Origin of the sequence: Neisseria sp. HMSC068C12 (assembly GCF_001814095.1) — a bacterium.
GTDB classification, from domain to species: Bacteria; Pseudomonadota; Gammaproteobacteria; order Burkholderiales; family Neisseriaceae; genus Neisseria; species Neisseria perflava.
Genome location: NZ_KV814801.1, coordinates 364,408 through 383,203, shown reverse-complemented (window position 1 = coordinate 383,203; position 18,796 = coordinate 364,408). Strand labels below are relative to the sequence as shown.

General features: G+C 49.4%; 16 protein-coding genes. 7 read left to right on the top strand and 9 right to left on the bottom strand.

Going from position 1 to position 18,796, the window contains the following annotated elements:
• Positions 1-56: 56 nt before the first annotated feature.
• Complete coding sequence (locus HMPREF2952_RS03830; RefSeq protein WP_049344511.1) at positions 57-1,100, bottom strand: LacI family DNA-binding transcriptional regulator; 1,044 nt, start codon at positions 1,098-1,100, stop codon at positions 57-59.
• A gap of 258 nt (positions 1,101-1,358) precedes the next feature.
• Here HMPREF2952_RS03830 and pgi point away from each other — a divergent pair, with 258 nt between their 5' ends.
• Positions 1,359-2,999 carry a glucose-6-phosphate isomerase gene (gene pgi, locus HMPREF2952_RS03825; RefSeq protein ID WP_070695292.1) on the top strand — a complete coding sequence of 547 codons (1,641 nt, stop codon included), beginning with the start codon at positions 1,359-1,361 and terminating at the stop codon, positions 2,997-2,999.
• A gap of 206 nt (positions 3,000-3,205) precedes the next feature.
• The gene (locus HMPREF2952_RS03820) at positions 3,206-4,483 is read left to right on the top strand and encodes an AmpG family muropeptide MFS transporter (RefSeq protein ID WP_224783385.1); all 1,278 of its coding nucleotides are present in this window, start codon (positions 3,206-3,208) and stop codon (positions 4,481-4,483) included.
• A 73-nt stretch (positions 4,484-4,556) separates the two neighbouring features.
• Here the strand turns inward: HMPREF2952_RS03820 and raiA are convergent, their stop codons facing one another.
• From raiA to HMPREF2952_RS03785, 7 genes are all read right to left on the bottom strand, one after another.
• On the bottom strand, positions 4,557-4,871 hold the full coding sequence (raiA, locus tag HMPREF2952_RS03815) for a ribosome hibernation-promoting factor, HPF/YfiA family (RefSeq protein WP_004518850.1): 315 nt from the start codon (positions 4,869-4,871) through the stop codon (positions 4,557-4,559).
• A 49-nt stretch (positions 4,872-4,920) separates the two neighbouring features.
• The gene (gene rpoN / locus HMPREF2952_RS03810; RefSeq protein WP_004518851.1) at positions 4,921-6,276 is read right to left on the bottom strand and encodes an RNA polymerase factor sigma-54; all 1,356 of its coding nucleotides are present in this window, start codon (positions 6,274-6,276) and stop codon (positions 4,921-4,923) included.
• Positions 6,277-6,441: 165 nt separating this feature from the next.
• Entirely contained in the window at positions 6,442-7,176 is a 735-nt protein-coding gene (lptB, locus tag HMPREF2952_RS03805; RefSeq protein WP_003679854.1) for an LPS export ABC transporter ATP-binding protein, read from the bottom strand.
• Between the two features lie 70 nt (positions 7,177-7,246).
• Positions 7,247-7,777: a lipopolysaccharide transport periplasmic protein LptA gene (gene lptA / locus HMPREF2952_RS03800; protein WP_004518852.1), complete on the bottom strand. Its 531-nt coding sequence runs from the start codon at positions 7,775-7,777 to the stop codon at positions 7,247-7,249.
• The gene (lptC, locus tag HMPREF2952_RS03795; RefSeq protein ID WP_004518853.1) at positions 7,758-8,339 is read right to left on the bottom strand and encodes an LPS export ABC transporter periplasmic protein LptC; all 582 of its coding nucleotides are present in this window, start codon (positions 8,337-8,339) and stop codon (positions 7,758-7,760) included. Before lptC ends, lptA begins: the two co-directional genes overlap by 20 nt.
• Positions 8,336-8,872: a KdsC family phosphatase gene (locus tag HMPREF2952_RS03790; RefSeq protein WP_004518854.1), complete on the bottom strand. Its 537-nt coding sequence runs from the start codon at positions 8,870-8,872 to the stop codon at positions 8,336-8,338. The genes lptC and HMPREF2952_RS03790 overlap by 4 nt, the downstream gene beginning before the upstream one ends.
• A 66-nt stretch (positions 8,873-8,938) precedes the next feature.
• Positions 8,939-9,913, bottom strand: coding sequence for a KpsF/GutQ family sugar-phosphate isomerase (locus tag HMPREF2952_RS03785; RefSeq protein WP_004518855.1), 975 nt, complete (start codon positions 9,911-9,913; stop codon positions 8,939-8,941).
• Between the two features lie 134 nt (positions 9,914-10,047).
• On the opposite strand from HMPREF2952_RS03785, the gene tal reads away from it, so the two are divergent.
• From tal to HMPREF2952_RS03770, 3 genes are all read left to right on the top strand, one after another.
• A complete protein-coding gene (gene tal, locus HMPREF2952_RS03780; protein WP_004518856.1) occupies positions 10,048-11,103 on the top strand; it encodes a transaldolase in 1,056 nt (351 codons plus the stop codon).
• 152 nt (positions 11,104-11,255) lie between these two features.
• On the top strand, positions 11,256-12,143 hold the full coding sequence (gene gluQRS, locus HMPREF2952_RS03775) for a tRNA glutamyl-Q(34) synthetase GluQRS (protein ID WP_004518857.1): 888 nt from the start codon (positions 11,256-11,258) through the stop codon (positions 12,141-12,143).
• 238 nt (positions 12,144-12,381) lie between these two features.
• Positions 12,382-13,116, top strand: a complete 735-nt coding sequence (locus tag HMPREF2952_RS03770; RefSeq protein WP_003686784.1) for a LytR/AlgR family response regulator transcription factor — start codon at positions 12,382-12,384, stop codon at positions 13,114-13,116.
• 276 nt (positions 13,117-13,392) lie between these two features.
• Here HMPREF2952_RS03770 and pilC read toward each other — a convergent pair whose 3' ends face one another.
• Entirely contained in the window at positions 13,393-16,755 is a 3,363-nt protein-coding gene (pilC, locus tag HMPREF2952_RS03765) for a PilC family type IV pilus tip adhesin (RefSeq protein ID WP_224783384.1), read from the bottom strand.
• 499 nt (positions 16,756-17,254) lie between these two features.
• On the opposite strand from pilC, the gene carA reads away from it, so the two are divergent.
• Together carA and HMPREF2952_RS03755 are read left to right on the top strand one after the other, a co-directional pair.
• On the top strand, positions 17,255-18,385 hold the full coding sequence (gene carA, locus HMPREF2952_RS03760) for a glutamine-hydrolyzing carbamoyl-phosphate synthase small subunit (protein ID WP_070695290.1): 1,131 nt from the start codon (positions 17,255-17,257) through the stop codon (positions 18,383-18,385).
• Between the two features lie 141 nt (positions 18,386-18,526).
• Positions 18,527-18,784 (top strand): SemiSWEET family transporter, encoded by a 258-nt coding sequence (locus tag HMPREF2952_RS03755; RefSeq protein WP_049331825.1) that lies wholly within the window; start codon positions 18,527-18,529, stop codon positions 18,782-18,784.
• Positions 18,785-18,796: the final 12 nt, after the last annotated feature.

Genomic DNA, 18,796 nt, shown 5'->3' with positions numbered 1-18,796 from the left:
AAGGTGCCCCATCAACCATTAAATCCGTATACCCCTTATTTTCAGGCCGTCTGAAACTATTTATTAATCACAGACTGACGCCAGATGGTTTCCCCAACGACCTTGACTGACTGAACCGAGCCGGTCGGGTGTTCAATGTATTGAAACAGCAAATCCGCCGCCATCGCGCCCATGCGCAGATAAGGCAGCTCGGTACTGGTCAACGGCGGAAACAGCGTCTCCGCAATCGCGCTGTGGTTATCATAGCCGGCAACCGAAACTTGCTCGGGAACCCGCACGCCGCGCGTCCTCAAAATCCCGTACACGCGTACTGCCATTTCATCGTTACCGCAGCAAATGACCGTCGGCGGAAGCGTCAAAGACAACAGTTTCAAAATAGCCGAAATCAAAGATCCGCTGTCATTGCTGAAGTCAGGATAACCAGTTTGCACCAAATCAGGATCGAAGACAATATCCGCATCCGCCAAAGCCCGGCGGTATCCGGCCAATCTCAATCTCGTTGCTTCTACGCCCGGCTGCAAAGTCACATAAGCAATCCGTTTGTGTCCGCTTTGGATAATCCGGCGCACCAAGCCATACTGCCCTGCTTCATCGTCCGGCAAAACCGACGGCGTACCTGCCAAATCGAAACAGTTGACCAACACCATCGGGCAACGGTTGGGCACTTCCGGCAGCAATACTTCCTGATGGAAACCGGCCACATATAAAATCCCCTCGGCACGATGCTCCATAAAGGTACGGATCAGCGGCTCCATCTGACCGGGCTGCCCTGGCTTGTTGTCGATGTCGGCAATCATCAAAATCTTGCCTTGTGCACGAATCTGCTGCTGAATGCCCTTAATCAAGAACATATCCGGTATGCCGTGTCCGCCCGTATTCTCGCCTGTCCGCGAAATGGCGCCGGTAATCAGACCGACCAAGCCGGAACGGTGTGACCGCATAATCCGCGCCGCAGAAGACGGGATATAGCCCAAAGCAGCAATCGCTGTTTCTACTTTAGAACGGGTTTTATCACTGACCGGCGCATCGCCGTTAATCACCCGGCTGACCGTCTTGGGAGATACCCCGGCATAAGCAGCGACATCATAAATTGTAGCCATCTTACGGACCCGTCCCGACAAGATTTCAATAATGTTACATAGGATAACACAGCAGACATCGGTGTCATACCCCTTTTTTTTACAGAAACTTGATGATAATCAATCATTTCTTTTTCATTTTGCATACATTTCTTAAACAAAAACACCCCCGCCACCTCCCAAAACCTGTTCAAATTTGTTAAACTACAAGCCACTACAAAAAAGCAGGAAATACCTATCTATCCTGCTTATTTTACCGTTACATACTAAGGAAACGAGATGACCGCATACTCAGACGCATGGCAGGCCTTGGAAGCCCATCATGCCGATACGCAACACGTTACCCTGCGCGAACGTTTCGCTGCAGATGCCGAACGTTTCAACAATATGCACGAAATTCTGCACGGTTTGTTATTTGATTACAGCAAAAACCGTCTGGATGAAAATACCCTTGATTTATTGTGCCAACTGGCCGAAGCAGCCGATTTGCCACAATATATGCAGGCCATGAGCAGCGGTGAAAAAATCAACACCAGCGAACACCGCGCCGTTCTCCACACTGCTCTGCGCCTGCCTGCCAATGCCAAACCTGTTTACGTTGACGGCGAAAACATCGTGCCCAATGTTCATCACGAACTCAACCGCGCACTCGAGTTCGCACGCCAACTTTTAGACGGCACCCACGCAGGCATTACCGGCAAACCGATTACCGACCTGGTTCACATCGGCATCGGCGGCTCCGATTTAGGCCCGCGCATGGCCACACAGGCGCTGCAACCCTATTGGCAGAACATCCGCGTCCACTTTGTCAGCAACTCCGATGATGCCGACCTGACCCAAACCCTTCTCGGTCTCAACCCCGAAACCACCGTATTCAGCATTGCCAGTAAATCATTCCGCACACCAGAAACCCTGCTCAATGCCTATGCGGCGCGTACTTGGTACCGTGATGCAGGTTTGCCTGATTCCGGCATCTACCGCCACTTCTGCGCCATTTCCGCCGATGTGGCCGCAGCCCAAAATTTCGGTATCTCCCCCGACAAAGTCTTTGCTATGTCCGACTGGGTCGGCGGCCGCTATTCCGTCTGGTCGCCTATCGGCCTGCCGCTGATGGTTGCAGTCGGCGAAAAAGCATTCCGCAAAATGCTGGCCGGTGCACACGCGATGGACACCCATTTCTTCGAGGCCCCATTCCGCCGCAACATTCCCGTCCTGATGGCACTCATCAATGTTTGGTACAACAACTTCCAACATTCAGACGGCCAAACCGTTGTCCCATACAGCCACAATATGCGCCTCTTTACCCCATGGCTCAACCAGCTCGATATGGAAAGCCTCGGCAAACAGCGTACTTCAGACGGCCAACCCGTTTCCTGCACCACCGGCGGCATTGTCTTCGGCGATGAAGGCGTCAACTGCCAACATGCCTACTTCCAGCTTCTGCACCAAGGTACGCGTCTGATTCCCGTTGATTTCATCGTCCCCATGACCACAATCTACGGCAACCACCGCCAACACCGCTTTACTGTTGCCAATGCCTTCGCCCAAGCCGAAGCGCTGATGAAAGGCAAGACCTTAGACGAAGTACAAGTCGAATTGGCCGCACTGCCCCAAGACGAACGCGACCGTCTTGCGCCGCAAAAAGAATTCCCCGGCAACCGTCCGAGTAACAGCTTGCTCATCGACAGCCTGACACCTTTCAACCTCGGCATGCTGATGGCAGCCTACGAACACCGCACCTTCGTTCAGGGCGTAATTTGGCGTATCAACCCCTTCGACCAATGGGGCGTGGAATACGGTAAAGAGCTGGCCAAAACCATCGAACCCGAACTCGAACGCGGCACCCCGGCACACGACAGCTCCACCAACGGTCTGATTGCCTTCTACCGCAACTGCAACGCAGCATCGAAGGCCGTCTGAAAATAAAATATCCGTAAAACAAACATATCTGCCTGTCTTACGGACATTTCAAAAACCTATCGGCTTGTTCCAACAAAAGGCCGTCTGAAACTTAATTTGTCAAAGTTTCAGACGGCCTTTTATTATTCAATAAAGATAGCAGAAGTTCATTCGCCATATCCCCCATCTTTGCTACAATATCCCTTTTCTTTTTTATTGATTCCACTATGACCAACGCACCCCAAACCAGCACTATGCAGCGAATTTTCTCGCGCAAAATGCTGATCTGCATTTTCACAGGCTTCACTTCGGGGTTGCCGCTTTATTTTCTGATCAACCTGATTCCGGCATGGTTGCGCAGCGAACATGTCGATTTGAAAACCATCGGCCTGATGGCACTTATCGGGCTGCCTTTCACTTGGAAATTTATCTGGTCTCCCGTCATTGATTTGGTCAGATTACCTTTTTTAGGACGGCGACGCGGTTGGATGCTGGTTACGCAAATTGGTTTGCTGCTGACCTTGCTCATTTATGCCTTCCTAAATCCTGCTCAGCATTTATATGTAATTATGGGCTTATCGTTGGTGGTCGCTTTTTTCTCTGCCAGCCAAGATATTGTATTGGATGCATTTCGCCGCGAAATTTTGTCAGATGAAGAATTAGGCTTAGGCAACTCTATCCACGTCAACGCCTACCGTATCGCCGCTTTGGTACCCGGATCGCTCAGCTTGATTTTGGCCGACTTGATGCCTTGGCACAACGTATTCATCATTACTGCACTATTTATGCTGCCCGGTCTGCTGATGACCTTGTTTTTAGCTAAAGAGCCTGACATTCCACCATCTGTGTCGCGTACATTTGCCCAAACAGTCTCTGACCCTTTCAGTGAGTTCTTCTCCCGCAAAGGAATCAAACAGGCCATATTGGTATTGCTGTTTATCTTTCTCTACAAACTGGGCGACAGCATGGCCACTTCTTTGGCTACACCTTTTTATCTGGACATAGGCTTCAGCAAAACCGACATCGGCCTCATCGCCAAAAATGCCGGTTTATGGCCTGCTGTCATTGCCGGTATTGTAGGCGGTATTTGGATGATAAAGCTCGGTATCAATAGAGCTTTGTGGATTTTCGGCGTGGCGCAATGGGTTACTATTCTAGGCTTTGCTTGGTTGGCAAATTTTGGCAAGTTTGAAACCATCACACTGACAGAGCAAATGATGCTTGCGGCCGTGATTGGGGCAGAAGCAGCGGGCGTAGGTCTGGGTACAGCGGCGTTTGTTGCCTACATGGCTCGTGAAACCAATCCTGCATTTACGGCCACACAATTAGCCCTCTTTACCAGCCTGTCAGCCGTTCCACGTACATTTATCAATGCTTCGGCAGGCTATCTGATTGAAGCGATGGGCTACTTCAATTTCTACTGGCTGTGTTTCGCTTTGGGCATACCGGGCATGTTGCTGCTGTTTAAAGTGGCACCGTGGAATGGTGAAAAAGTGAGTAACTAGATTGCCAGTCTAAAACATCTAGCAAAACAAAAGGCCGTCTGAATATTCAGACGGCCTTTATCATACAAAAACTTTATTCGGCAGCAGGTTTGACAGTACTGCGGACATCGCCGCTTTTTTCTTTATGTTTCAAAACAGCGCGGTCGAGTTTGTCCATCAAAACATCAATCGCGGCATACATATCCTGTTCAATCGCTTCAACGTGCAAATCTTTGCCTGCCAAATGCACATCGGCTTCGGCTTTCTGGCTGACTTTTTCCACCGAGAGCGTGATGGTCACGGAAATGATGTTGTCGGCGTGGCGACTGATTCGTGCCAACTTGTCGGAAACGTAGTTTTTGATGGCTTCGGTAACATCAAAATTCAGACCGGTGATTTTCAGATTCATGATACAGCTCCTTCGGTTGGTTAGTCCGTCAAAACGGATCGGAATATATCTACTCGGTAAATTTTCGTTTGTGTGCCGGTGGGATGTCTAATGATTCTCTATATTTAGCAACTGTACGTCTGGCAATTTCAATGCCGCGTTGTTTTAATAATTTGACGAGGGTCTCGTCCGAATAGGGTTTGCTGCTGTCTTCACTTTCAATCAACTGGCTCAATACGGCTTTGATTGCGCCTTGGCTGAACCCTTCGCCATCATCATCGGCATTGACTGCCTGTGTGAAGAAATAGCGTAACGCAAACAGGCCGCGCGGGCAAGACAAATATTTCTGATTGGCGGCACGCGAGATGGTACTTTCCGCCAAACCCAATTCGGCGGCGGCATCTTTCATCAGCATGGGAGACAGGCCGATTTCTCCGAAGATGAAAAAATCTTCCTGATTTTTGACGATATACTCGGCAAGGCGGAGGACAGTGCTTTTACGCAGCTCCAAAGAATCAATGCGCTGCTTGGCTTCGTTGATTTTTTCCTTCCACTCCGGTGCGCCCTCTTCCTCTGATTTCATCAGGTCGCAATATTCCTGATTGAGCTGCAGCTTCGGCCAAGCCGCTTCGTTGCTGATGACTTCCCAGCCGTCCTTGCCCTCTTTGACCCAAACGTCAGGCTGAATATAAGGCGTAGGCGTGGCAGAGGCGAAGCCGTAGGCTGGATAGGGATTGAGCCCGGCAATCATATCGAGCGCGGCTTCTATGGTTTTGCTGTCGGTATCGGGATAAAGTTTGCGGAAACGCAGAACGTTTTGTTTGCGGTTTTTGCCTAAGTCTTGAAGCGAACTTTGCACCAAATGCGCGGCCATTTGTCGGGCAGGAGAAGCCGGCAAACGCATTAACTGCAACATAAGCGACTCGGTCAAATCCGCCGCCGCCACGCCGGGCGGCTCAAAGGTTTGCAATACATCCAGCGCGTTTTGCAGGGCTTCTTCGTCCAGCATCCATTCCAACGGCGTGTGGTCGATAATTTCTTCGAGGCTGTCGGTGAGGTAGCCTTGTTCGTCCAAAAAATCAATCAAGACGTGAACATAGGCCGCTTCCACTTGCGAGAGCGGATGCTCGCACACTTGGGCATGCAGATAGTGTTTGAAATCCTCTTCTTCGGCGATGTTGCTCCAAATATCTTCGGCATCGTCGCCGCTCAACTGCTGACCTGCGCGCGGCATGGTTACCGCACGGTTGAGCCCGCTATCGGCAAATTCATCGCTTTCCGGACGCTCAAGCAGAGGATTGTCTGACAACCAGTCTTCCACTTCGCGCTCAAGCTCAAGACCCGACATCTGCAAGATGCGCAGAGACTGTTGCAGCCGCTGGTTGAGCTGCTGGGTCTGTTTGAGTTTAAGGACGAGTGAAGACATAGTGTTTAATTCGAAATGTATGGATAGTTTTTCAGACGGCCTTTATACGGCAGGCCGTCTGAAAGATTAGTTTATCGGTATTATATTTGTATTTTTAGTGATTATTCCAATATTTATAGCCGCCCTCAATTGAAATGAGGGTCTCATATACCGTCAAATATGCATTCAATATTTGAAATTTTCACCCAAATAAACCGAACGGACTTGTTCATTGTTGACTAAATCATCCGGCTTGCCTGAAGCCAATACCGTACCGTCGCTGATGATGTAGGCACGGTCGCAGATGCTGAGGGTTTCGCGCACGTTGTGGTCGGTAATCAATACGCCGATACCGCGTGATTTGAGGAACTCGATGATTTTCTGAATATCGATGACGGCAATCGGGTCAACGCCGGCAAAAGGTTCGTCCAACAAAATGAAACGCGGCTGCATGGCCAACACGCGCGCGATTTCGACACGGCGGCGTTCGCCACCGGACAAGGACGGCGCAGGGTTGTTGCGCAGGCGCTCAATATTCAAATCTGCCAACAGTTTTTCAAGTTCGGCATCGATGCGGCTTTTGTCCTTCATGCTGATTTCCAAAATGGCGCGGATATTTTGTTCCACGGTCATTTTGCGGAAAATCGAGGCCTCCTGCGGCAGATAGCCAACGCCGAGGCGGGCGCGTTCGTGAATGGGCAGGTGGCGCAATTCTTGGCCGTCCAACATTACGCTGCCTGCATCGGCGGCAATCAGGCCGACTATCATGTAAAAGCTGGTGGTCTTACCCGCGCCGTTGGGGCCGAGCAGGCCGATGACTTCGCCGCTTTCGATTTCAAGGGAGAAGCTTTTGACGACTTGGCGTTTTTTGAAACTTTTTTGCAGGTTTTGAACCACAAGACGGCTGTTGTTTGCGCTCATATTCTGTTGACTTTCGATATTGACCTCAGGCCGTCTGAAACTTTTTCAGACGGCCTTTTTGTGTGTTTTCTTATTTGTTTTTCTGCGTACTGGACGGCTGGATAACAACGCTGACGCGGCCGGATTTGGCGGCGGATTTCACACCGGATTTGGCGCTGCCGTTGATGGTGTAAACCTCGGTTTTGGTGTTGTAAGTGATGACCGCACCTTCGGCCACATCGCCGCCGCGCTGTACTTTGGCATTGCCGGACAGAGTAACGAGGTTGGCTGCGGAAGAATACATGACGGTATTGGCTTGGCCGTTGACTACGCCTTTGCCACCGTCCAACTCTTGGCTGAATTTGACGGGCGAGCCGGTGGCTTTCATCAACTGCTCGCTTTTGTCGTTGCGCGAAACGGTCACGCTGCCGGCACGGATATTGAGCGTGCCTTGTTTGATGATGACGTTGCCGGAAAAGGTGGTGCTTTGGTTGTTTTGGTCAAGCGAGCCTTGGTCGGCTTCGATTTGAATCGGCTGCTTGCTGTCGCTTTGCAGGGCAAAGGCCGGGCTGGCGGCAAAAACGGCAACAAGGGCTAAAGTTTTACAAATTTTTTGTATCATAAATTGTGGCTTTCACTTTGGAAGGGAAATTCAGCAAACCGGTTTTGTGATCATAAGTCATGCCGTTTGCCTGACCGCTGGACTGTCCGTATTGGAAAGTAACGGGGCTGTCGGTATGGGCGTATTGCGCCTCGGTATCGACATTCAAGCGTTCGGTTTTGACGATGCCGGCCAAACGCTTGGCATCTGCCGCTTTGTTTAAGACAACATTCTGTTCAAAAACGACTTTCTTGTTTTGAATATTGTACGCTGCTTTGTCACTGCCGACTTCGTACAGCAGGCTGCCGTCGCGGTAAAACGAAAGATGTGGTTTGTCCAAATGCACGTCTGCGCTATTCGGATATTGGACGGCATCGACCGCGCTCAGGTTTTCTTTCAGACGGCCTTCTTGGTCAAAACGTTTGCCGTTGATGCCTTTCATCGAATATTGCGGCTCATTCGGATTGAGGACGACTTCTTCGACCTGCACTTCGCTGATGCGGCCGAGCCACGCCGCCAGTGCGCCGAGTGAAACGGCCAACACCAGCGGAAAGGCGATTCCGTAACGCCATCTGATTTTCATCGTACATACTCTTTCAAAGCAGGTTCAAGCGTACCTTGCGCCTGCATAATCAAATCGCACACTTCACGCACCGCGCCTGCGCCGCCGGAACGTCGGGTTACATAATGGGCGTATTGCAAAGTAAACCAATGCGCTTCCGGGACGGCGACCGCCAATCCGCAACGCACCATCACGGGCAAATCGACAACATCGTCGCCGACAAAGGCGCACTCATGCTCCTCCACACCGGCCTGTTCGCGTAATTGGGCGTAGGCGACACGTTTGTCATGAATGCCTTTGAAGTAATAGTTGATACCGAGCTGCTTCACGCGGATACCGACGGAAGGCGCATCGCGGCCGGTAATAATCGCCGTTTGCACGCCGCTGGCCTGAAGCATTTTCAAACCATGTCCGTCCAAAGTGTGGAACGATTTGATTTCTTCGCCGTTGTCGCGAATAAAAATGCGGCCGTCGGTCAAAACACCGTCCACATCCAGTATCAGCAGTTTGATGCCTGAAGCGCGTTGTTGCAGGTCGGAAGAGAGGTTTTGCATAAGGTTTCCTTGTTTCAGACGGCCTATTCTAGCATAAGGCCATCTGAAAACGTTTTTGCCGTCGATTCAGACAATTCGTGCCATCAATAAATCGTGCATGTTCAGCGCGCCAATCAGCACGCCGTTTTCTTCGACCACCAGCAAACCGTTCACATGGCCGCTTTGCATGGCTTTCAAAGCTTCGGTGGCGAGACGATCGGCAGAGATGGTTTTCGGAGAGGCGTGCATGATGTCGTCCACTTTCAAACCGGCAAAGCTGTCGCGTTCTTGAAACAGACGGCGCAAGTCGCCATCGGTAAATACGCCTTTCAGACGGCCTTCGGCATCGGTTACCGCCAACATACCCAAGCCTTTTTCACTCATGCGGACAATGGCTTCTTTTAACGGCGTGCCCAACAAAACGGCTGGCAGGGCTTCGTCTTTGTGCATGATATCCGCCACGCGCAGCAACAGGCGTTTGCCCAAGCTTCCGGCCGGATGGCTCAAAGCAAAATCATCCGGCGTAAACGCTCGCGCCTGCAGCAATACCACCGCCAGCGCATCGCCCAAGGCCATCACGGCGGTCGTACTGGAAGTCGGTGCAAGGCCGAGCGGACAAGCTTCTTTGGAAACCGCCGCGGTAATATGGATATCGGCATGACGCGCCATGGTCGAAGTCGGATGGGCAGTGATACAAATAAGCGTGATGTTTTTACGTTTCAACGCCGGAATAATCGCCGCAATTTCATCGCTTTCGCCGGAATTAGAAATGGCAACCACGACATCGTGGTCCACAATCATGCCCAAGTCGCCGTGTGCCGCTTCGGCAGGATGGACGAAAAACGCAGGTGTGCCGGTAGAAGCCATGGTTGCCGCCATTTTGCGGCCGATGTGTCCGGACTTACCCATGCCGGTAATGACGACCCTGCCCTTGCAGTGCAACAATGCTTCCGCCGCACGGATAAAATCATGGTCCAAAGCCGCCGCAATTTCGCGCAAACCTTCGGCTTCCGTATCCAATACATCGCGCGCCCAGTCGAGATAAAGTGTGTTTTCCGCCATCAAAGCCACCTTTCGTGCTTGAATTTAGGTTTGTTTTGCCCAAATTAATCGGCTGTAAACTGTTCAAATTCATCGAATCGGCGTAGCATTACCGCCACTTCACAAACAAACCTATTATGTAAAAGGAATCAGAGATGACTATTTTATCGGACGTTAAAGCATTAGGACAACAAATCTGGTTGGACAATCTCTCCCGTTCGCTGGTACAAAGCGGCGAATTGGCAGAAATGCTGAAGCAAGGTGTGTGTGGCGTAACTTCCAATCCTGCCATTTTCCAAAAAGCCTTTGCCGGAGATGCCCTGTACGCCGATAAAGTAGCCGCACTCAAACAGCAAAACCTGACCCCGAAACAACGCTACGAAACCATGGCGGTTGCCGACGTACAAGCCGCTTGCGACGTATGTCTTGCCGAACATGAATCCACCGGCGGCAAAACCGGCTTCGTCAGCCTCGAAGTTTCGCCTGAATTATCCAAAGACGCACAAGGCACGGTTGAAGAAGCGCGCCGCCTGCACGCCGCCATCGGCCGTAAAAATGTCATGATTAAAGTACCGGCAACCGACGAAGGCATCGAAGCGCTTGAAATCCTCGTTTCAGACGGCATCAGCGTCAACCTGACCCTGCTCTTCTCCCGCGCCCAAACCCTCAAAGCCTATGCGGCCTACACGCGCGGCATTGCCAAACGTTTGGAAGCAGGACACGACGTTTCCCATATCCAAGTTGTCGCCAGCTTCTTTATTTCCCGTGTCGATGCCGCATTGGACGCCACCCTGCCCGACCACCTCAAAGGCAAAGTCGCCATTGCACTGGCCAAAGCCGCCTATCAAGATTGGGCGCAATACTTCGGCAGCAGCGAATTTGCCGCACTTGCCGAAAAAGGTGCCAACCGCGTCCAACTTTTATGGGCATCTACCGGCGTGAAAAACCCTGCCTATCCTGACACGTTGTACGTTGATAGCCTGATTGGCGCCCATACCGTCAACACCGTTCCCGATGCCACACTCAAAGCCTTTATCGACCACGGCACCGCCAAAGCTACTTTGACCGAAGGTGTGGACGAAGCCAAAGCGCAGCTTGCCGAAACCGCGAAACTCGGCATTGATGTCGAAACTTTGGCAACTCGTTTGCAGGAAGACGGTTTGAAACAATTTGAAGACGCTTTCGCCAAACTACTGGCTCCCTTGGCTTAAGCGGATTGAACGGACGGCCGAGAAACTTAAATCATTTTGAAAAGTCTCAGGCCGTCTGAAACCCAAATTCGGGCGTGTACGGCACGCCCTTTTCTATCACGATTTGAATACCGTGCAGGCATACTTCCCCTGCCCTACAAAACCACCCTGCCATGTATATAGGACGTTTCGCCCCCAGCCCTACCGGCCTGCTTCATATCGGCTCCCTACTGACCGCCGTCGCCTCCTATGCCGACGCGCGCGCTCATCAGGGCAAATGGCTGGTCCGCATTGAAGACCTTGACCCCCCGCGCGAAATGCCCGGCGCCGCCGCCGACATTTTGCGCACGCTTGAAGCCTTCGGCTTTGAGTGGGATGGCGAAGTCGTCTATCAAAGCCGCCGTTACGACCTATATCAAGACACCCTCGACCACCTCAAAGCAGCCGAGCTGGTGTATCCCTGCTATTGCAGCCGCAAAGACTGGCAGGCGGCGGCAACACATGGCGCAGACGGATTTGTATATAACGGCCGTTGCCGCAATCCTCAGCAAAGACCCGATACGCAAAACAAAACTCCGGCATGGCGCATTCAAGTTCCCGATCGCGTGATCGGTTTTTCAGACGGCATTGTCGGACATTACGCACAAAATCTGGCACACGATATCGGCGATTTCGTCCTGCTCCGTGCCGACGGCTATTGGGCATATCAGCTTGCCGTGGTTGCTGACGATGCCGACCAAGGCATAACCCATATTGTCCGCGGTCAAGATTTGCTTGTTTCCACGCCACGCCAAATCTATCTGCAACAATGCCTCGGCGTTCCCACACCGGCCTACGCACACCTTCCCCTATTGACCAACAGCCAAGGGCAAAAATGGTCGAAACAAACCCTTGCCCCGGCTTTGGATTTGAATCAAAAAGAACAACTTCTCCGCCAAGTCCTAACCTACCTCAACCTGCCCGATGCACCTGCTATGAACCGTCCGCAGGAATTGCTCGATTGGGCGGTGGCACACTGGCAAATGGACAAAATCCCAAAATCGTCCATTATCACGGACTGAATTAGCATGATTACAACAAAATTACTCTGGGTATTACAATATTTCATAAAATTATGTAAGTAATCTTCCGACTCATCCCAAACCATGCCCAAGAAGCGAAAAATCATGTATATTTTAAAAATTTCCTAAAATTGTCACAAACTGATAATTTCAAGGTTGTAACAACATACGGCTGACGCGTTATTGAGGATGACAAAGCGCGGCAGATCTCCCACGATACAACAAAAAGAATACCGCTATGCCAAGTGCCATTATTGTAGAAGACGAAGTATTAGCAGCAGAACGCTTACGTGTATTATTGGAAGAGTGCAATGTCGTACTGCTCAACGTCTTTCACCATGCCATGCCAGCATTGGAGTGGCTGAGTGTCCACGAAGTCGACATCGTATTTGCCGACATCGGCATGCCGGAAATCGACGGTCTCGAGTTTGTCGAACGCATTAAGCGTACCGCCAAACGCCAGCCGGAAATTGTATTCACCACAGCCTACGAAGAACACGCCCTGCGCGCGTTTGAGCTGGCCGCCGCAGACTATCTGCTCAAACCGATCAAAATGACCCGCCTGCAAACCGCGCTTGACCGCATCATCGAGAAAAACCGCGAAAAAGCAGACAGTTTCACCCATTTCAAAGTGTACAACCGCGAACGCATGGTTGAAATCCCATGGCAACAGGCGCGTTACCTGATGGCGGAACACAAAACCGTCTATCTGTTTACCGGCGACGGCCACAGCTACGAATTACCGAAGACCTTGGTTTACTGGGAAGAATTGCTGGGCGACAAAGTCATCCGCATCCATCGCAATGCCCTCGTCTTCCGCCACACCCTCGACAGCCTGATTCGACTGGACGACGACGAAAACGACGAATACGCATCCACATGGGGCGCTAAAATTCTCGATATTCCGACCCCGCTGCCCGTCAGCCGCCGGCAACTATCCACTCTGCGGAAAATTATTAAAAACAGCATCTAACAATGCGCTCCTTGATTAGCTCTTTTTAAATCAAAGGCCGTCTGAAAAGATATTTTTCAGACGGCCTTTTAACTTCTTAGCCAAATAGTAGAAAATTAAAAAAGAATAGCCTAAGTCTGTCATTTAACTTTATCCAAGCTCTCAATTTGATCAAAGCTTGTTATATCCACAAACAAAGTTTTCCATTTTTTAATCCAGCATCTCTCAATTACTACCACTCAACAGAAAAGGCCGTCTGAAAAAATTCAGACGGCCTCGATGCTTAATCCTTACCAATTAAAAGAACAATTCACGCCAGCTGATGCGTTTGAGTCCGCATGTACGGCCTTGTACTTCCAGGCTAACCAGCTGGTTAGACAAGAGACTGCGATCGCCTTTGGTTGCAAAACATTTATTGTTTGGCACGCTCGGCGTAGCGTTCAACTCCTTATCCGTACCCGTGCCGCCGCTATCGCCATCGGCAGTTACCGGAGAATCATCGGCTTTGCTGGAATTTATATAAGTAAAGTTGATAACACCATCAAAAGTCATACCGTTGGCGTAATAAATCTGGCCATTATTCTCGCGTTTGATAAATGTACGATCCTTGCTGGAGATACGCGCATCACGCAAGCCCAAACGACCGCCATTTTCAGCATTTACACCCAGAATAATCGTTTTCGCTGTCGTTTGTGTGGATGTACTGTCCGGTAAACAAACATCGGTACTAGAAGAGTCAGTATGAATTGTTTTGGTTTCATACTTGCGGATGGTCACAACAGCTGTACGCAAAATCATCGTCGGCTTGACAGTCACACGTTCATTCGGATCTAAAGTCAGACTCCAGCCTTTTTTACCTTCACCAACCTTATTGTCGCTGACATAAATATGTTCGTCGTCACTTTCTCTGGTTTGCTGTTCCAACTCACTACTTTTTGCCAAAACCGCATCAGTAGATACATCATCGTAAATACCGTAAACGGCATTGATTTGTCCGTTAGTACCTTCTAGTTCATTCTGATAAATCTCGCTACCCGTACCAAAAATAACGACATACTTATCTTTACCACGACGTGATACCGCAGGCGCAGACGTAATCGGTTGATTCCCCGAACCTTGGAAAATCATTTGCGCCGACCATTCAGACTCGGTTTTACCTCTCAAGTCGAAGCGGAACATATTGCCGTAACGGTCACCGGCATAAGCAATATCAACAATACCGTCAAAATCGGTGTCTACCAAAGTAGGGGTAGAGAGGCCGCCTTTGCCATTCGGTGCAGGAATTCTAGCTAAGAGCTTGCCGGCTTTAGAAGAAGAAACATTAGTACCAGTATTTTTTGTCCCTGCCTCTTTCCCTGTCATATCATAAACATACAAAGCCGTTTCATTGTCGGCACTGTTCACATCCTCAGTACGATAGCCGCTAGCCAAGAAGCCCGCATAACGCACATTCGATTCCAGATTGACCGGAGTGGTATCGCGTTTGATGGAAACACGGCCGATTTGTGTCGAACCAATGGTATAACCCAGCTTATTGTCAAAGCCTTTTTTTGTTTCAAACAAAGGCACAGTCGTATTCCAACCACTACGATCGCTGTTAGCTACCGCACCAATATTCAACGCATACGCACCGCGTCCACCTTGACCCATCGCACCAAACATAAAGGTTTGCTTATCAGGTGTTTGGCGGAGAACAAAGCCACCATTAACCATATAACGGTGCGGCGTGCCAGAGCCGTAACCATCGCGTGCAATATCTTTCAGAACCTTGCCCAAAGTTGTCGCTTGACCTTGATCGTCCTCGCGCTCCATGCCTGCCGGAATATAGCTGAGTTTCAAGTCATAAGGATTGCTAGGCGTACCATTACGGAAAATATGTACCATGCCGTCATTGGCAGCAGAGACCAAAAACTCTTGACGGTTGTCGCGCTTATCGCCAATAGCTGCAACCGAACCATCTAAAATATCGCCTAAATTACGTTCATCTTTACTTGAATCAGCAGAATCTGTCGGACGAATTCGATAAGACTGGCTATAACCTTTTGTCTCTGCATCCGCTTTGATGGTTTCATCACTACCTACTCGGCCAGTCCATTTCAGCAATGCATTTTTCCATTCCAACTTATCTTTCGCACTACCGTCTGAAATGCCAAAATCGGCATTTGAAGCCTCATTATCTGCAACTCTATCGATGAAATAGGTCTTACTGCCGTCATTAACCAAAGTAAGGCGGTTATTAAATGATGGCTGAACAAACTCAGTCGTATTGATAGGTGTACCATCACGGTTCAATTTATAAAACCGCAATTGACTACTCCAAGAGCCGGTATTCAAATGAACCGTTGCCGCCATATCGGGAATACCCATACTGGTCGTTGCCGGAGCAGTAGAGGATACTCCTTCAAATTTCGTATTTTTGCTGTCATTTTCAATATTGTCGACAATGGTTTTAAAGGCTTCAAGCAAATCTTCTTTTTTCGCAGCATTAAAATACCAGTCTGGACGGCTCGCACCCTTTTCCAGATACTCTCTCCCAACTTCAGAGATCCCCTCACCAAAACCCACAGTAAAAGTCTGAACCAATTGCTTGCTGTAATCTATGCCTTTGGGATCGCTTGGATCACCATCCCAGCTCTTACCCGCAGCATCTGAACCGTCTTTTGCTGTTTTAATGTCTTTTTCTGCCAAAGTCTGGCTAAAGAAACGCATACCGCGTTTTTCATCCTTATAGTTCCTATCCCAATAAGGAACAATAATTTCGCCTGCAGCTACCCACATATACCTACCATAATTAGGATCATACTCATGCTTATATTTACTAGATTGACATAGCAATTTCTTTTCATTCTCAGGCAAGCCAAAATCATTATCATATTGATAAGGTAGAAAATCAAAGTATCCTTTGATACGACCTCCACCATTAAAGAATTTACCTTTCCCATAGCTATCATCATTAGCCTTCACTTCAGACGGACCAAAATATTGGTATGCAGACGTACCCGCACTACGTTCAATATCGCGGTAATAGTTTGAATAGTAATAATCCCTATCGTAGTTGAAGTTAGTATTACGAGATAAACGAGGATCTTCACCTGGAATCTGGTTACTACAACTCATATTGGCATCGCCGTCCGACATCACAATCACATAAGACTTCTGACAACGGTATTTGATATTGGGCATCACAAAGTTTTTGACTACTTCATAGTAGCGGCGCGTGATTGGCGTAGCATGGCCAGGATCAATGCCATCTACCCTCCTTTGAACATCCTTCCAATCATCGGTAAAGCCCCCCTCATCTGGAGTATCAGTACGACCATTGTTATGCAGAGTTTGCAAACCCCACTGGAATCGTTGTTTTTCGCCATACTCTTTCAATACCGATTTTAGGGCCTCCTTAGTAATCGTTATTCTTTTATCAGCCCGTACAGATGTTTCCTTACCTTGTACATTCCATTGCATACTGCCCGAGTCATCAATCAAAAACATAATATTGTGTTTGACTTTGGGTTGGCCGCTGACGTCGGTTTTGTTTTGCAGGTAAAAAGGAGTTTGGGCAAATTGCTGCGTATTTGCCTGAACGGAAATGCTGATAAGCGCTAAAGCGGAAGCGACGCTTGCATGAATGAGGCGATGGCGGCCTGATGGAGCGTTTTGCATAATGTGTTCTTTTTTCATCGGATAATCTCAGCTAAAAATGACGTTGTTTTTATTTTTTATAAGGTTACGATTCTAGCATAAACAGCCTGTTTCATGTTTGATTCGGCTGAATTTCCCGACACCTGCATTTCAAACACAACAAAAATGAAACAATCTGCCTGCTCAGTTTTAAGACGGCCTGACTGAATATTTAGTTCAACCTTATTCATCAGGCATTCCAAAAGCAAGGGACTGTACCGTAAAGATAAAACGTTTTTAAATTATCGATTATTGGCTCTACGCTTGAAATTCCTATTACTTTGACTTAAAATACACTGCTTCTACGGCATAGACCGCTATGTCTGAAAAAGCACGTTACACAGCAAAATCAATGCTGCGGAGCGTGTTTTTTTTTAGCCGAGATTTCCGAAGGCTGTCTTTTTTGTAAACAATTTTTATTTTTCAGACGGCCTGACCATTTTTTTCGAACCGACCATCATCAGGCAAACAGGATTCCATCATGACCACTCCGGCTCTTCTCGTTCTCGCTGACGGCAGCGTATTTCACGGCACATCAATCGGTTACGAAGGTTCGACTTCCGGCGAAGTCGTGTTCAACACTTCCATGACCGGCTATCAGGAAATCCTGATCGACCCTTCCTACTGCAAACAAATCGTTACCCTTACCTATCCACACATCGGCAACACTGGCACCAACGCTGAAGATGAAGAAAGCCGCAGCGTTTACGCCGCCGGTTTGATTATCCGCGACCTGCCGCTCTTGCACAGCAACTTCCGCGCATCCGAAAGCCTGCACGACTATTTGGTACGCAATAAAACTGTCGCCATCGCCGATATCGATACTCGCCGCCTGACCACCCTGTTGCGTGAAAAAGGTTCACAAGGCGGTGCAATCTTGACCGGTGCAGATGCCACCGTTGAAAAAGCACAAGAACTGATTGCCGCATTCGGCAGCATGGTCGGCAAAGACTTGGCAAAAGAAGTTTCCTGCACAGAAACTTACGAATGGACCGAAGGCGAATGGGAATTGGGCAAAGGTTTCATTACCCCTTCCGAACAGCCTTACCACGTTGTCGCCTACGATTTCGGTGTCAAAACTAACATCCTGCGCATGCTCGCCTCACGCGGCTGCCGCCTGACCGTCGTTCCGGCGCAAACTAGCGCGGAAGACGTGTTGGCACTCAATCCTGACGGCATATTCCTGTCCAACGGCCCCGGCGACCCTGAGCCTTGCGACTACGCCATCAAAGCCGTACAAAAACTGATGGAAAGCGGCAAACCGATTTTCGGCATTTGTTTGGGACACCAGCTGATCAGCCTCGCCATCGGCGCAAAAACCCTGAAAATGCGCTTCAGCCATCACGGTGCCAACCATCCAGTACAAGATTTGGATAGCGGCAAAGTCGTCATTACCAGCCAAAACCACGGTTTCGCCGTTGATGCTGACACTTTGCCTGCCAACGCACGCATTACCCACAAATCCTTGTTTGACAACACTTTACAAGGCATCGAACTGACAGACAAACCCGTGTTCTGCTTCCAAGGCCACCCCGAAGCCAGCCCGGGTCCGCAAGACGTCGGTTATCTGTTCGACAAATTCATTGACAATATCAAAGCAGCAAAACAATAAAGCTGATTGTTTCAGACGGCCACACTCAACTCAACAACAGGCCGTCTGAAAACCAAACCTCAAAAAATATAAATTCAGGTACACACTCTCTCAACATCTACACAGTCTGAAACCCAACCCTCTAATCAGAAAGGAAAAACCATGACAGAAAAGCAAATGCGCATTCTATCCGTCGTCGCCACCCTAACCGCCGTCGGTATGTACGTTTCCTATATCCCACAAATCCAAAACAACCTTGCCGGCAACCCCGGCTCGCCGTTGCAACCCCTCGTTGCCGCCATCAACTGCACATTATGGGTTGCCTACGGCTTTTTGAAAGAAAAACGCGACTACCCCGTCATGCTGGCGAACGCCCCAGGCATCATTTTGGGCTTGATTACGTTTGTCACTAGTTTTTAAGGAAGTTTTCAG